This window comes from Rhizobium rhizogenes NBRC 13257 (genome assembly GCF_000696095.1).
GTDB classification, from domain to species: domain Bacteria; phylum Pseudomonadota; class Alphaproteobacteria; order Rhizobiales; family Rhizobiaceae; genus Rhizobium; species Rhizobium rhizogenes.
The window spans coordinates 95912-111136 of record NZ_BAYX01000008.1 but is presented as its reverse complement, the minus strand read 5'-3'; the positions used below and the strand labels follow the sequence as shown (position 1 = coordinate 111136).

General features: G+C 60.4%; 17 protein-coding genes and 1 tRNA gene. 8 read left to right on the top strand and 10 right to left on the bottom strand.

Going from position 1 to position 15225, the window contains the following annotated elements:
* Positions 1-38: 38 nt before the first annotated feature.
* The 6 genes from RRH01S_RS19195 (at position 39) to RRH01S_RS19170 (ending at position 4999) form a co-directional block, all read left to right on the top strand.
* A complete protein-coding gene (locus RRH01S_RS19195) occupies positions 39-656 on the top strand; it encodes a TadE/TadG family type IV pilus assembly protein (RefSeq protein ID WP_041722396.1) in 618 nt (205 codons plus the stop codon).
* 14 nt (positions 657-670) lie between these two features.
* Entirely contained in the window at positions 671-1249 is a 579-nt protein-coding gene (locus RRH01S_RS19190) for a TadE/TadG family type IV pilus assembly protein (RefSeq protein ID WP_042474008.1), read from the top strand.
* A gap of 137 nt (positions 1250-1386) precedes the next feature.
* Positions 1387-2607, top strand: coding sequence for a phosphopentomutase (locus tag RRH01S_RS19185; protein ID WP_042473722.1), 1221 nt, complete (start codon positions 1387-1389; stop codon positions 2605-2607).
* Positions 2604-3572, top strand: coding sequence for an adenosine deaminase (locus RRH01S_RS19180; RefSeq protein WP_037220959.1), 969 nt, complete (start codon positions 2604-2606; stop codon positions 3570-3572). The genes RRH01S_RS19185 and RRH01S_RS19180 overlap by 4 nt, the downstream gene beginning before the upstream one ends.
* Positions 3573-3694: 122 nt before the next feature.
* Complete coding sequence (upp, locus tag RRH01S_RS19175; RefSeq protein ID WP_012650768.1) at positions 3695-4324, top strand: uracil phosphoribosyltransferase; 630 nt, start codon at positions 3695-3697, stop codon at positions 4322-4324.
* Between the two features lie 147 nt (positions 4325-4471).
* Entirely contained in the window at positions 4472-4999 is a 528-nt protein-coding gene (locus tag RRH01S_RS19170; protein ID WP_034520489.1) for a TIGR02281 family clan AA aspartic protease, read from the top strand.
* Positions 5000-5004: 5 nt separating this feature from the next.
* On the opposite strand, the gene deoA is transcribed toward RRH01S_RS19170, so the two are convergent.
* From deoA to RRH01S_RS19130, 8 genes are all read right to left on the bottom strand, one after another.
* Positions 5005-6312 (bottom strand): thymidine phosphorylase, encoded by a 1308-nt coding sequence (gene deoA / locus RRH01S_RS19165; RefSeq protein ID WP_037220958.1) that lies wholly within the window; start codon positions 6310-6312, stop codon positions 5005-5007.
* 4 nt (positions 6313-6316) lie between these two features.
* Positions 6317-7090: a deoxyribose-phosphate aldolase gene (deoC, locus tag RRH01S_RS19160; RefSeq protein ID WP_042473718.1), complete on the bottom strand. Its 774-nt coding sequence runs from the start codon at positions 7088-7090 to the stop codon at positions 6317-6319.
* A 2-nt stretch (positions 7091-7092) separates the two neighbouring features.
* Entirely contained in the window at positions 7093-7893 is an 801-nt protein-coding gene (locus tag RRH01S_RS19155) for a purine-nucleoside phosphorylase (RefSeq protein WP_012650764.1), read from the bottom strand.
* Complete coding sequence (locus RRH01S_RS19150; protein WP_034519926.1) at positions 7890-8282, bottom strand: cytidine deaminase; 393 nt, start codon at positions 8280-8282, stop codon at positions 7890-7892. Before RRH01S_RS19150 ends, RRH01S_RS19155 begins: the two co-directional genes overlap by 4 nt.
* A gap of 3 nt (positions 8283-8285) precedes the next feature.
* Positions 8286-9257 (bottom strand): ABC transporter permease, encoded by a 972-nt coding sequence (locus tag RRH01S_RS19145; RefSeq protein ID WP_037220952.1) that lies wholly within the window; start codon positions 9255-9257, stop codon positions 8286-8288.
* Between the two features lie 9 nt (positions 9258-9266).
* Positions 9267-10370 (bottom strand): ABC transporter permease, encoded by a 1104-nt coding sequence (locus RRH01S_RS19140; protein ID WP_037220950.1) that lies wholly within the window; start codon positions 10368-10370, stop codon positions 9267-9269.
* Positions 10371-10377: 7 nt separating this feature from the next.
* Entirely contained in the window at positions 10378-11889 is a 1512-nt protein-coding gene (locus tag RRH01S_RS19135) for an ABC transporter ATP-binding protein (RefSeq protein ID WP_034519923.1), read from the bottom strand.
* Positions 11890-11969: 80 nt separating this feature from the next.
* Complete coding sequence (locus RRH01S_RS19130; RefSeq protein ID WP_007702895.1) at positions 11970-12965, bottom strand: BMP family lipoprotein; 996 nt, start codon at positions 12963-12965, stop codon at positions 11970-11972.
* A gap of 59 nt (positions 12966-13024) precedes the next feature.
* Here RRH01S_RS19130 and RRH01S_RS34185 point away from each other — a divergent pair, with 59 nt between their 5' ends.
* The gene (locus tag RRH01S_RS34185) at positions 13025-13354 is read left to right on the top strand and encodes a hypothetical protein (protein ID WP_131597844.1); all 330 of its coding nucleotides are present in this window, start codon (positions 13025-13027) and stop codon (positions 13352-13354) included.
* Here the strand turns inward: RRH01S_RS34185 and RRH01S_RS19125 are convergent.
* Positions 13315-13632 carry a hypothetical protein gene (locus tag RRH01S_RS19125; protein ID WP_007702897.1) on the bottom strand — a complete coding sequence of 106 codons (318 nt, stop codon included), beginning with the start codon at positions 13630-13632 and terminating at the stop codon, positions 13315-13317. The two genes, RRH01S_RS34185 and RRH01S_RS19125, sit on opposite strands and share 40 nt — an antisense overlap.
* A 234-nt stretch (positions 13633-13866) precedes the next feature.
* Here RRH01S_RS19125 and RRH01S_RS19120 point away from each other — a divergent pair.
* Positions 13867-13956 (top strand) — tRNA-Ser (locus RRH01S_RS19120).
* Between the two features lie 32 nt (positions 13957-13988).
* On the opposite strand, the gene RRH01S_RS19115 is transcribed toward RRH01S_RS19120, so the two are convergent.
* A complete protein-coding gene (locus tag RRH01S_RS19115) occupies positions 13989-15083 on the bottom strand; it encodes a tyrosine-type recombinase/integrase (protein ID WP_052365222.1) in 1095 nt (364 codons plus the stop codon).
* Between the last annotated feature and the right edge of the window lie 142 nt (positions 15084-15225).

Sequence of the window (15225 nt, the reverse complement as noted above, 5' to 3'; positions counted from 1 at the left end):
CTAGTCTCGCCACGATTCAAATCGCCGCGGATTCCGTTATGACGCAAGATGACGCTCTTCTTGGAGACAAGGCCTTTGCACCGCGGCGTGCGAAGAGGGGCCTGCGCGCGTTCGGGCGTGCCCACGACGGCGCAGCCGCCATCGAATTCGCGCTGCTGGCCATCCCCTATTTCATGATCATCTTCGCGATCCTGGAAACTTTCGTCGCCTTCATCGCCGAACAGGTGGTTTCCAACGCTGTCGATACGCTGTCGCGCCAGGTCAGGACCGGACAGATCACCGCGACCAATACGACCGGGCAGCAGTTCCGCCAGGCCTTTTGCAACGAGATCTCGGTGCTCATCGCCTGCTCCGCCGCTGAACTGGCAACCCCGACGAACCTCTATCTCGACGTCAAAAGCTATTCGACCTTCGCCGATATGCCGACAACGATCCCGCGTGTCTCGTCCGATCCCTATTCCGACCTCAATACCACGGGCTTTTCATTCGCTCCCGGCGGCACCGGGACCATCAATATGGTGCGCGCCTATTATCGCTGGCAGATCATTATCGATCTGCTGCGGCCCTATCTTACCAACATCCATCCATCCGACGGCTCGATGCCAAGCACCTATCTCATCGTCGCGACGGGTGCCTTCCAGAACGAGAACTATTGATGAGGCGGCGGGAGATGGCGGGACGGACGATGGCGGCAGGGGTTTATACACGCCTGCGGCATTTCAGGCGCGACGAGCGTGGCATCGGCGCCATCGAATTCGCCATTCTCTTTCCGGTGCTGCTGATGCTCTATCTCGGCGCCTTCGAAATCACCGTCGGCCTCAGCGTCGAAAAACGCACAAGCCGGGCGGCCGGATCCATTGCCGATATCCTGACCCAGAAAACGAGCACAACCAAGGCGGAACTGGCTACCATGCCCTCCGTCGCCGGCGCCATTTTCACGTCCTATGCCACCACTGGCCTGACGCTGAAGGTCACGGGAATCCAGATCGACGCCGGCAGTAGCGCCACCGTCGCCTGGTCCTGGGCACAAGACGGCAGCAAGCCCTATACGGCCGGCAGCGCCGTCACCGTACCCAGCGATCTCAATCTGCCGAGTTCGTTTCTGGTCCGCACGGAACTCGCCATTCCCTATCAGATCCTCAGCTTCGGCTCGGATTTCCTGCCCGCCGGCAGCAACCAGATCACCATCGGCCGCTCCTATTTTTATCGCCCGCGCGGGGTAGACCCGATCACCTGCAGCGATTGTTGAGCGGAACGGCTTTTCATCGGGCGATGCAATCCCCATTTAGCGAGAAAATTGCCAAGTTCACGCCTGCGTTATATGGGTGACGTCCAATGCGCCTGACATGAAATGTCGCGCGCTGAGCAATCTTATCGGGTGATCTCATGGCGCGCGTATTTCTTTTCGTTCTGGACTCCTTTGGCGTCGGCGGCAGCCCGGATGCGGCAAGCTATGGCGACGAGGGTGCCGATACGCTCGGTCACATCGCCGAATTCTGCGCGGCGGGTGCGGCCGACCGCGAAGGCCTGCGCTCCGGCCCGCTGTCGCTGCCGATCATGTCGGGCCTCGGGCTGCTGGAAATCGCCAAGGCGGCGACGGGCCGCTATCCTCTAGGCATGCCGCTGCCGCAGAAGCTTTACGGGCTTTATGGCTGCGCCAACGAGATCTCGCGCGGCAAGGACACGCCATCGGGCCATTGGGAAATCGCCGGCACGCCCGTCACCTTCGACTGGGGTTATTTCCCGACCGAAGGCGATGCCTTCCCGCCGGAACTGGTGGAGGCGATCTGCAAGGCGGCCGATCTCCCCGGCATTCTCGGCAATTGCCATGCGTCGGGAACCGATATCATCGCGAGATATGGCGAGGAGCATATCCGCAGCGGCAAGCCAATCTGCTATACTTCGTCGGATTCCGTTTTTCAGATCGCCGCGCATGAGCAGCATTTCGGCCTGGAACGGCTGATTTCCCTCTGTCAGATCGTCCGTACCCTGCTTGACCCCTATAATATCGGCCGTGTCATCGCCCGCCCCTTCATCGGCGAGACGCCGGCGAATTTCGAGCGCACCGGCAACCGCCGCGATTTCTCCGTGCTGCCGCCCGAGCCGACCCTGCTCGACCGGCTGGTCGCGGCTGAACGCAAGGTGCATGCGGTCGGCAAAATCGGCGATATCTTCGCCCATCAGGGTATCTCCAGGATCATCAAGGCCAACGGCAACATGAAGCTGATGGACGCGACGCTGAAGACGATGGACGAAGCGGCCGATGGCGATCTCGTCTTCACCAATTTCGTCGATTTCGACATGGTCTATGGCCATCGCCGCGATGTGGCCGGCTATGCGGCGGCGCTCGAGGCCTTCGATGCACGGCTGCCTGAGGTGCACAGGAAGCTGAAGCCCGGCGATCTCCTCATCCTCACCGCCGACCATGGCTGCGACCCGACCTGGCGCGGCACCGACCACACGCGCGAGCGGGTGCCTATCATCGCCTACGAACTCGGCATTCGCTCGCGCCCGATCGGCATCCGCCAGACCTATGCCGATATCGGCGAAACCGTTGCACACCATCTGGGAATTGCGGCAGGGCCGCATGGGAGGAGTTTTCTGTGACATCGCATTTGAAGAAGGTCGAGCTGCACTGCCATCTGGAAGGTGCGGCTCCCCCGGCGCTGACGCTCGCGCAGGCGCGTAAATACAATGTCGATACCAATGCCTTCATGCGCGACGGCGTCTATCTCTGGAAGGATTTCGCCGAATTTCTGGTCTGCTACGACAAAGTCTCCGAGGTCTATCGCACCGAGGAAGACTATGCGCTGCTGACCGAGACCTATCTCGAAGAGCTTGCCGGCATCGGCACGATCTATAGCGAATTGATCGTCTCGCCCGACCATGGCGACCGCATCGGGCTTGGCGCCGACGCCTATATGGAAGGCGTCTCGGCCGGTATCCGCGCCGCCAAGGAAAAGAGCGGCATCGAGGCCCGGCTGATCGTCACCGGCGAGCGCCATTTCGGGCCGGAGCGTGTCATCAAGGCCGCCGAATACGCCGCCAGAAGCGACAATCCGCTGATCACGGGCTTCAACATGGCAGGCGAAGAACGCATGGGCCGCGTTGCCGACTATGCCCGCGCCTTCGACATCTCCCGCGAGGCCGGCCTCGGGCTCACCATCCATGCCGGCGAAGTCTGCGGCGCCTTCAGCGTCGCCGATGCGGTTGAACTTGTTCGCCCGGCGCGGATCGGCCATGGCGTCCGCGCCATCGAGGATGCCGATCTGGTGAAACGCCTTGCCGATCTCGGCACGGTGCTGGAAATCTGCCCCGGCTCCAACATCGCCCTCAATGTCTTCCCGGATTTCCCCTCGCACCCGCTGCGCAAGCTGCGCGACGCCGGCGTGCGCGTTACCATCAGTTCCGACGACCCGCCCTTCTTTCACACCTCGCTGGAACGAGAATACGAACTGGCGTCGACAGCTTTCGGTTTCAGTGACGACGAGATCAACGCAATGACCCGGACGGCGATCGAAGCGGCGTTTGTGGACGAAGCGACACGGGCGGCATTGCTGGCGAGGTTATGACGGCATCATTTTAGGCCGCAGACTGGGGATGAAATCGAGCCTTTCGCCCTATTTCCTTGCACCAGAGACAATTTCCGTGAAAGAAACATCGGATATCGCGGAATTACTGGAAGGCTGAAACCATGGACGGCGTCACTGTCATCGATCACCCGCTTGTGCAGCACAAGCTCACAATCATGCGCAAGAAGGAGACGTCGACAGGGAGCTTTCGCCGGCTGCTACGCGAGATTTCGACGCTGCTCTGTTATGAAGTGACGCGCGATCTGGAAATGACGATGGAGACCATCGAAACGCCGCTGCAGCCGATGGAATCGCCGATCCTCGAAGGCAAGAAGCTGGTTTTCGCCTCGATCCTGCGCGCCGGCAACGGCCTGCTCGAAGGGATGCTGGATCTCGTGCCATCCGCCCGCGTCTCGCATATCGGCGTCTACCGCGACCACGAAACGCTGCAGCCGGTCGAATACTACTTCAAGGCGCCGGAGGATATTTCCGAGCGCCTGATCATCGTCGTCGACCCGATGCTGGCAACCGGCAACTCTTCGATCGCCGCGATCGACAAGCTGAAGGAGCGCGGCGCCCATAATATCCGCTTCCTCTGCCTGCTCGCGGCTCCCGAAGGCATTGCCAATTTCCGTGCGGCGCATCCGGACGTACCGGTCTTCACCGCGGCGATCGACAGCCACCTGAATGAACTGGGCTATATCGTCCCCGGCCTCGGCGATGCCGGTGACCGCATGTACGGCACGAAGTAAATCCCACCTCTCTCTTTGTTTTCCGCCCGGCAGCGTCCAAGTGCCGGGCTTTTTATTGATCTGTTTAGCGGCCTGTCAGCAAAGCTGATTTAAACGATGGAGATCGATGGGTTCGACATGGCGAACCCATGGGAAGGGTCTCCGCCGATGCTCGTTCGCGTCCTTGTCTTTGCCGGTATCATCGCCGTGGCTGCCACGCAGGTGCCGTCGCTGCTGAACATCCAGATCGCCATCGACGAAAACTCAGCGCCCATGGCCATTTCCCCTCCCGCGGGACAGCAGGTCTCGGTGGTGAGCCTGTCGCATGGCAGCGTCCTCTTGCCCGCAGGCGCGGGTGGTCACTATCAGGGCGACTTCAAGATCAACGGCCGGCCGGTGCAGGGCATGATCGATACGGGTGCTACCTATGTGGCGATCAACGAGAGCACGGCGCGCCGTCTCGGCATCAGCGGCAGCGATCTCGATTATCGCTACACCACCCAGACCGCCAACGGTTCGTCCAAGGTGGCGCTGGTCAAGCTCGACCGTCTTGAGATTGGCACGATCAAGGTTCGTGACGTCGATGCCGTGGTCTCGAAGGATGGCGCCTTGAGCACGACGCTGATCGGCATGAGCTTCCTGAAAAAGTTGAAATCCTATGGCGCCGAAAACGGTTCATTGCGTTTGACGCAGTAAACCCGTCAGACCCGAGAGACAATCACCGGCGGCAGAACGGGAGCGGCATCCGCGATGCGATAGTTTGCGGCGAGGTCGGCTGCAGCCTTTTCGGCACTTGCCTCATCGGCCGCGTGAACGGTGGCCATGCGATCGCCTTTGCTCACCTTCGCCCCAAGCGGCAGGATATCGCTGAAGCCGACGCGATGGTCGATCTTGTCCTCAGGACGACGGCGGCCGCCGCCAAGATCGATGACACCCATACCGATGGCGCGAGCATCGCAGGCCACAAGCCAGCCATCCGAAGACGCGAGAATTGGCTTATGCACCGGCGCGACGGCCAGATGTTTAGCCGGATTCTCCAGAAGGTCGGCCGGACCACCGAGGCCATGGACCATGCGGCCGAACAGTTCGGCCGCCTTGCCGGAGGCGAGCACGTTGCGCGCACTAGCTTCGGCCTCGACAAGTGTCTTTTCGACCCCCGCCTGCGTCAGCATCTCGGCCGCGAAGGCTAATACGACCGTCTCGAGCCGCGTGCCTGCCTTGCCGCCCTTCAGGAAATCCAGACAATTGCGGAGCTCCACGACATTGCCGGCGGCGTCCGCCAGCGGCTGGTTCATGTCGGTGATCAGTGCCGAGGTCTTCACCCCCGCCCCGTTCGCCACCTCGACCAGAGAACGGGCCAGCGTCTCGGCCTCTTCCGGTAAGGTCATGAAGGCGCCGCTGCCGATCTTGACGTCGAGCACCAGCGTTTCCAGCCCGGCGGCCAGCTTCTTCGATAGGATCGAGGCGGTGATCAACGGCACGGAATCGACGGTGGCCGTGACATCGCGCACGGCATAGAGCTTGCCGTCGGCGGGCGCCAGGGCTCCGGTCTGGCCGATGATGGCGCAACCGACCTCGTCCACCACCTTGCGGAAGCGCGCCGCGTCCGGAGTAATGCCGTAGCCGGGTATCGATTCCAGCTTGTCGAGCGTGCCGCCGGTATGGCCGAGGCCCCGGCCGGAAATCATCGGCACGGCAAGGCCGCAGGCAGCGGCGACCGGAGCCAGCATCAGCGAGACATTGTCGCCGACGCCGCCGGTCGAATGCTTATCGGCGATCGGCCTGCCGATGCCGGACCAGGCGAGCGTGTCGCCGGAACGGGCCATGGCGAACGTCAGCGCCACGACCTCCTCGCGCGTCATGCCGCGAAACCAGACGGCCATGGCAAAGGCGCCGATCTGGCTTTCCGCCAGCTCGCCACGCGCCAGGGCTCCGATGAAGCTATTGATATCGGCGGCTGAAAGAATGCCGCCGTTGCGCTTCAGCCGGATGATCTCCTGCGGGATCATGGCTTCAATAGCCTGACGAGGCTGTCTTGGATTGTCCGCCGGCCAGCACGCCGAGAATATCGTCGAGCAGGCTCGAGGCGCCGAAACGGAAGGTCGAGGGCATGGCCCAGTCCGGCGCCATGATGGTCTCGGCAAGGCTCAGATAGAGCGCTGCATCGGCGACGGAGCCGATACCGCCGGCCGGCTTGAAGCCGACCTTGCGGCCACTGTCGCGGATCGCCCGCAGCATGATGTCGGCCGCTTCAAGCGTCGCATTGACAGTGACCTTGCCGGTAGAGGTCTTGATGAAATCAGAGCCGGCCTCGATCGCCAGTTCGGAGGCGCGCTGGATCAGCGCCACGTCCTTGAGCTCGCCGGTTTCGAGAATGGTCTTCATGATCACCGGCCCGGTGCATTCGGCCTTGACGGCCGCGACCATGTCAGTGACGGCCTGCTCGTTGCCGGCAAGCAGCGCCTGATAGGGAATGACGAGATCGATTTCGTCGGCACCGTCGGCGATCGCCTCGCGCGCTTCGGCGGCGACGTCGGCCACTTCCATGTCGCCGGCCGGGAAATTCACCACGGTCGCGATCTTCACCGCATGATCAGTGCCGAGGATGCCGCGTGCCTGGGCGACGAAGCGCGGCCAGATGCAGACGGCGGCGGTGTTGCCGTAGGGCGATTGCGCCCGGGCGCAGAGCGTCTCGATCTGGGCCGGCGTGCAATCATCCTTGAGATTGGTGAGATCGAGAAGGGAAAGCGCAACGGCCGCCGTTTCTCTCAGGGAATGGCTCGTCATTGTCAGTTTCCTCCGTCCGCAATCATTTCTGTCAGGATGGCCGCGAGACGGGCGCCGCCGACCGGAGCCATGTCCTTGGTCTCCTCATGCGTCAGCTCGGCGCCGGTCATGCCAGCCCCATAGTTAGTGATGACGGAGGCCGCGGCAACCCTTAGACCGAAAAGACGCGCCAGAATGACCTCCGGCACCGTCGACATGCCGACGGCATCGGCACCGAGGATGCGCGCCATGCGGATTTCCGCCGGCGTTTCGAAGCTCGGGCCGGAGAACCACATGTAGACGCCATGCGAGAGCTTGATCTCGGCCTTTTCCGCCGCCTTGCGCATCCGCATGATGAGATCGGCATCGTAGGCGCTGGTCATGCCGACGAAACGCTTGTCGCTTTCCTCGCCGATCAGCGGGTTCATGCCGGAATAATTGATGTGGTCGGTGATCTGCATCACCGATCCCGGCGGCATTTCTTCGCGCAGAGACCCGGCCGAGTTGGTCAGGATCAGCGTTTCGACGCCGAGAGCTTTCAGCGTCTCGATGGGCACGCGCATGGCGTTGGCATCGCCCTTTTCATAGTAATGCACGCGGCCAGAAAGCATGATGACCGGGACGTTGCCAAGACGGCCCGCAACCAGCGTGCCGGCATGGCCGGAAACGGCGCTGACGGGAAAGCCCGGAATCTCCGCATAGGGAACGCGCACGGCGTCCTGCACTTGATCGACGAGCGAACCCAGGCCAGAACCGAGGACGATACCGTAGCTCGGCTGGAGATCCCCGAGCTTTGCAGCCAGGATATCGACGGCGGCGGTCATCCCAGTATCTCGGTTTCGAAGCTGAAGGGCAGCAATTCATCCATGGTCATCGTCTTCCTCACGCCGGTTTCGTCGCAAAGATAGACGCGGGTCTCCTTGCTGGCAAATTCGGCGATTTTTTGCCGGCAACCGCCGCAGGGCGGGCAGAGCGGCAGCTTCTCGGCGATGACGGCCATTTCGACGATCTTCTTGGCACCGCCCATGATCATGTGGCTAATCGCGGTTGGCTCGGCACACCAGCCCTGCGGGAAAGACAGGTTCTCGATATTGGCACCGGCATAGATCTTGCCGTCCTCGGCACGGATCGCCGCGCCGACGGGGAATTTCGAATAGGGGGCATGGGCAAAGGCCATCGCCCCGCGGGCGGCCTCGAACAGATCATGCGACATGGACTAGCGCTCCTTGGTATAGGGCACGCCGCCGGCCTTGGGCGGCTTGGCGACGCCGATAAAGCCTGCGAGCAGGATGCAGGTGAGAATATAGGGCAGCGCCTGGAAAATCTGCACCGGCACCTCGCCGATGCCGGGCACCGACTTGCCCTGCATGAAATTGGAGAAGGCATCGAGGAAGCCGAAGAGCAGGCAGGACAACATCACCGGCACCGGCTTCCACTTGGCGAAGATCAGCGCGGCCAGCGCGATATAGCCTTTACCGGCCGACATGTTGGCGATGAAGCCGGCCGACTGCGCGATGGCGAGATAGGTGCCGGAGAAGCCGCAGAGAATGCCGGCGCAGATCAGCGAGCGATAGCGCAGCCACGCGACCGAAATGCCGGCCGTGTCAACGGCACCGGGATTTTCACCGACGGCGCGCAGGCGCAGGCCAAATCGCGTCCGGTACAGAATCCACCAGGAAATCGGCACGGCAAGAAAGGCAATATAGGTGAGGATGTTATTGCCGGAAATAACGTTGGCGTAGAGTGGTCCGATGATCGGCACGCCGCGCAGCGCATCGGCACCCGGCAGGATGATCGGCACGAAACGCGCGTCCGCGCCAAGCTGCGGCGTGCGTCCTCCCTGGCCAAACCAGGCCTGGCCAAGCACGACGGTCAATCCGGCAATCAGAAAGTTGATCGCAACACCGGAGACGATCTGATTGCCGCGATTGGTGATCGAGGCGAAGCCATGAAGCAGGCCGAATGTGACAGAGACCACGATACCCGCGCCCAGCCCAGCCCAGGCCGATCCGGTGACCGTAGCCATGCATGCGGCAGCAAATGCGGCAGCCAGCATCTTGCCCTCAAGGCCGATATCGAAGACGCCGGCACGCTCGGAAAACAAACCGGCAAGCGCCGTAAAGATCAGGGGAATCGACAGGCGGATGGTCGAACCGAGCACGCTGATCAGGATGTCATAATAATCCATGGTCGATCCTCAAGCCCTGCCGAACAATTGATAGATACGCACGAATGTTGGACGCAGCATGTATTCGAGCGCGCCAACGAACAGGATAACGAGACCCTGGATCATGATGACCATGTCACGACTAATGGTTGGTATATCAAAATTAACCATATCGCCGCCTTGGGAAAGGATACCAAACAGGATCGCCGCGAAGATAATACCCAATGGATGGTTACGGCCCATAAGCGACACGGCGATGCCAACAAAGCCCGCACCTGCGACGAACTCGACGCCAAGACGGGCCTGCGCGCCCATGACCGGGTTTAGCGCCATCATCCCGGCAAGACCGCCTGATATCAGCATGGAGATGATGACGGTGCGGGCATAGGGGATGCCGGCATAGACGGCGGCGGTCGGGCTGAGGCCGAGCGTACGCATCTCGTAGCCGAGCTTGGTGCGCCAGATCAGCAGCCAGACGAGGAAGCACATTACCAATGCGATCAGGAACGAAACGTTGAGCGGTGCAGCACCAATCGACGAGCCGAACATGCTGATCAGCCAATCGAGCTTCGGCAGCTGGCCGCCCTCAAGAAAGGTGCGGGTTTCCGCGGCCTGTTTCCCCGGTACGATCAAGACGTGCGAAAGCAGAAAAACCATCAGCGGCGCGCCGATGAAATTGAACATGATCGTCGTGATGACGATATGGCTGCCGCGCTTTGCCTGCATCCAAGCTGGAATAAACGCCCATGCCGCGCCAAACACCGCAGCCCCAATCATCGCGAACGGCATGGTGACATACCAGGGCACATAATTGTCGAGAGACAAGGCAACCAAGGCAGCCCCGAGACCACCAATATAGGCCTGGCCTTCCGAGCCTATGTTGAACAAGCCCGCATGGATCGCGACAGCAACGGAAAGGCCCGTGAAAATAAAACTCGTCGCATAGAACAACGTATAGCTGATAGCCTCACCGCTGCCCAGAGAACCCTGAACAAGGGAATTTAAGGCATCAATAGGGCTCTCACCGATAAGCCAGATCACTAAACCTGAAACGATAAAAGCCAACAGCAGATTGATCAGCGGGATCAGGCCGTAGTTGATCCAATTGGGGAGCGGAACGGAAGCGGTACTCATCAAGGCCTCACGCGGCAATTCCGGCCATCATCAGGCCGAGTGTCTGTTCACCGGCGTCAGCCGTTTTTTCGCCGACGACATGGCCGGCAAACATGACGAGGATACGGTCCGATAGCGCGCGGATTTCATCCAGCTCCACCGAGACCAGCAGGATCGCCTTGCCGGCGTCGCGCATCTCGATGATGCGGCGATGGATGAATTCGATGGCGCCGATATCGACGCCGCGCGTCGGCTGGCCGATCAGCAGGGCCTTCGGATCGCGCTCGATCTCGCGGGCAACGACGATCTTCTGCTGGTTGCCGCCGGAAAAATTGGCGGTCTTCAGTCGGGCGTTCGGCGGGCGGATGTCGTATTTCTCGATCTTCTCGATCGCATCCTTGCGCATGGCGTCGAGATCGAGCATGCCAGCCCTGCCATATTTGACGTCACGGTGATAGCCGAGCATCGAATTCTCATATTCCTCGAATTTAAGGACGAGGCCCATGTGATGGCGGTCTTCCGGGATATGGGCGAGGCCGAGGTCGCGCAGAGCCGCCGGGTCGGCGGCGCCAATCGGCTTGCCATGCAGACAGATTTCACCCGAGGCCGGCTTGCGGATGCCGGCGATCGCCTCCAGCAGCTCGGACTGGCCGTTGCCGGCGACGCCGGCGATGCCGACGATCTCGCCGGCGCGCACATCGAAGGAGACATTGTCGACCATGGTGACGCCGCGGCCATCCTTGACGGTCAGATTGCGCACGGAGAGCAGGACGTCACCTGGATGGGCGGTACCTTTTTCGACGCGCAATAACACGCGGCGACCAACCATCAGCTCGGCCAACTCTTCGACGGTGGTTTCAGCGGTCTTGCGTGTCGCGACCATTTCACCGCGGCGCATGACCGACACCGTATCGGTGATCGCCATGATCTCGCGCAGCTTATGGGTAATGAGAAGGATCGTCTTGCCCTGGTCGCGGAGCACGCGCAGGATGCGGAATAGGTTATCGGCTTCGGCGGGCGTCAACACGCCGGTCGGCTCATCAAGGATGAGGATCTCGGCGCCGCGATACATGGCCTTCAGGATCTCGACGCGCTGCTGCTGGCCGACGGGAAGCTCTTCGATCAAGGCGTCGGGATCGACGTCCAGGCCGTAATCCGTCTCCAGCCTGCCAAGCTCGGCGCGGGCCGCAGCAACGCCCTTGGCCAGAAGGGCTCCGCCTTCGGCACCAAGCATGACGTTTTCCAGCACGGAGAAATTATCGACCAGCATGAAATGCTGGTGCACCATGCCGATGCCGGCGGCGATCGCCGTCTGGCTGTCACGGATGGCGATGGGATTGCCGTTGATGCGGATCTCGCCGCTGTCGGCCTGATAGAAGCCGTAGATGATCGACATCAGAGTCGACTTCCCGGCACCGTTCTCTCCGATGATCCCGTGGATCGAACCCTTGGAAACGGTCAGGTTGATGTCTTTATTGGCATGGACGGCACCGAACTTCTTGTCGATGCCCACAAGTTCGATGGCAGGCAATTGGCTCACTACACGGCTCCAGAAATCAGAATTCCGGATAAGAAAAGGGCGTATGACGTTTTGATGCCGTCATACGCCCTAATTTCATATCAGCTCTTCGGGCAGGCGTTATCGGTCGTGTAGTCATGCACCTTGATCGTGCCGGCAATGATGTCGGCGGTCGCCTTGTCGACGGCAGACTTGATTTCCGGGGTGATGAGCGGCTTGTTGTTGTCGTCCAGGGCTACGCCAACGCCCTCTTCCTTGAGGCCGAGTTCCTGCGTGCCGGGCGTGAACTTGCCGGCCTTGGCGTCGGTGAAGGCATTGTAGACCGCGAGGTCGACACGCTTGACGACGGAGGTCAGAACGGAACCCGGATGCAGGTAGTTCTGGTTCGAGTCGACGCCAACGGAAAGCTTCTTGTTGTCGGCAGCCGTCTGCAGCACGCCGAGGCCGGTGGCGCCGGCAGCCGCGTAGATTACGTCCGCGCCCTGGTCGATCTGGTTCTTGGTGAGCTCGCCGCCGCGAACCGGGTCGTTCCAGGCAGCACCGGTCGTACCGGCCATGTTCTGGAAGACTTCGATCTTCGGATTGGCGGCGCGGGCGCCCAGTTCGTAACCGCATTCGAACTTGCGGATCAGCGGAATGTCCATGCCGCCGACGAAACCGATCTTGCCCGACTTCGAAGACAGAGCGGCCATGACGCCGGCGAGATACGAGCCCTCATTTTCCTTGAACTTGACCGAACGAACGTTCGGCAGATCGAGGCTGTCGTCGATCAGAACGAATTCGGTCTTCGGATATTCAGCTGCAACCTTCTGGAGAGCGGAGGTCCAGGCGAAGGAAACGGCAATCACCGGGTTGAAACCCTTGCTGGCGAAGTTGCGCAGCGCCTGTTCGCCCTGGGTGTCGCCGGTCGGCTCGAAGTCGCGATAGGCGATGCCGGTTTCCTTCTTAAACTTTTCGGCGCCGTTATAGGCCGCTTCGTTGAAGGACTTGTCGAACTTGCCGCCGGTGCCGTAGACGATCGCCGGCTTGATGTCGGCCGCAAGCGCCGTTGCCGACATGGCAGCCAAGGCGAAAAGCGTCAAAAGGGATTTTTTCATGAGTTGCAGCCCTGTTGTTTCTATCTTGTTGGGTCCTCCCGCAAGCCCGTTGACCGGACATGTCTGCGGAACCGCCGGCCTCCCCCGAGGCCAAGCTGGCGCGCATCCTTGCATGGCTGCACGAAAAATTCACCAGAAATTTTTCAGTTGGTAAAGATTTGTGGGAATTGCCAAAAGCCCGCTCAAAGGGGCTGTTTTTTGGACAATTCCGCTCTCGAACTGCGATTTTATTAGCCAACCAAGCGGCGATGGAAGGCGATAACACCCGCGCCGATGCGCCTCCGGACGTCGTCAAATTGCATAGCCGGACCGGTTTTCAAAGCATAATACCGAGGAGGAACGACCGGCCTCAGACGCTGAAACGGCCCGCAACCGGCGGCTTCTTGTAGGCAACCATCCACAATAGCAGCGAGAGCACCAGGAAGACCGCGAAAGCCGGCTGGAACAGCAGCCATTGCATGGCCATGTCGTAGAGGCGCGGATGAATATAATAGGAGATCAGCGACTGGACGCTCGCGAGTGAGGACGGGCTCACATCCTTCCAGGCATCCCCCATCGGCGTCATGACCACAGCAGAGGCTGCGACCGACTGGATGGAATCGATGGTCCCGGCAACCACCGCAACCACGAGCGCGACGAGGCTGGCAAAACGCAGCAGGAAACGCATGAACTCCTCCCGATACTCAATGATACTCGGCCATATACGCTTGGCCGGTTGCATTCTTTTTCCGTCTTTCTCTTTAAATAAGTTGGGAATGAGACAAGCGCAATGGAGGAGAAGCGCATAGTTTTCTGCTCAGAAGTCAAAAAACTGTCAGATTTGGGTTGATCCCAGAAAATTCATCGGTATATATCGCGCCGTTCCCACAATAGCTCCTTCATCGGATGCGAAAGTGCAGATGGACAGGTGGCCGAGTGGTTTAAGGCGCACGCCTGGAACGCGTGTGTGCGTGAAAGCGTACCGTGGGTTCGAATCCCACCTTGTCCGCCATCTTTTTCTAGATGCGCCATGTTTTCAATTCCTTAATCGTCATTTTGTCCAACAATTTCGGTTTGTTGGACATTTTGCGTCTTCCGATCTGATCTTTCCGGCATCGTATCGACAGCCGCATCAGCCATCTTTTCTTGATCAGCCGCGCGAGTGTATCGCTCGACCTCTCTAAGCGAGAGATGGCCCGTTACGGCTGCAATATGGTTTGCGCTGTTGCCAGCCTCGGCCAGGCGGCGCGCTGCTGCCTTCCGGAGACCGTGCGATGAGCAGTGTGGCAATCCAGCCTCATTGCACCTCTCGCGAAACCAGTTGCCGAATCCAGCCGCTGTGAAAGGCTTTCCGAAGGATGTGAGGAGAAACGCCGGTTTTCCTTCTGGCGCCATCTGCAACGCCTCTATAAGCGAGGCGTGCATTTTTATTGCCAGCGGTGTTCCAGTCTTTTCCTGCCGAACGGCTATCCGATTACCGGTCACATCCTTTCGCCCCAACTTGACCGCGTCACCGCGCCGCTGGCCCGTGTAGAGCATGAGCGCCATAGCGAGGCGTGGTTTGGTGCCAATTGGATGTTTCGCCTCGAATGCGGCAATCTCGCCTTCTGTCCATGTGTGAAAGCCTGCCGACTTGGTGCTGTAGCCCTTGAGCTTCAACGTCGGGTCACGCTGGATGCACTCGATATCAATCGCGTGCCGCATCAGAATACGCAGCATCCGAAGGTAGTTATTGGCCGCAGCAGGGGTGGCACTCATCTTTCCGATAATTGCCTTGACATGTTGGCGCCGCAGTTCCCTGACGACCCTGTCGCCGTGATCCTTGCGGATTTTCTCGCAGATGCCGCGATAGGTCTGTTGCGTGCTCTTGGCAGTGCCCCTGAACTCCGGAGAGGAGTAGTAGGAGACGACCAGCGCCGCCATGCTCCCCGCCTTTGTCCGCGCCTTCCCGATCTCACCATGCGCGACCTTTTCGTTTCGCAAAGCAGCCTGATACTCCTCATCGAACGCATCCGATGGAAACGGCGACTTGAGATAGGTCGAAAACAAACCCTTTCGGAAACGAAGGCGGACATTCTTATATCGGTCGCGCGCTGGCGTGACGTATTTCGGCAGCGCCGACCGCGAGCGCCTAGCCATCGCCTAGCACCTCATCCCAAGAATTCGACAGGGAGGCGGAACCGGATGCGCCCGAGATGATGCGAACGCCGTCCTTGGTCGCTATAACCTCCCGAACCTCCATTCCAGCCTGCAACGCGCCACGAATGGCGCGCGCAATGTC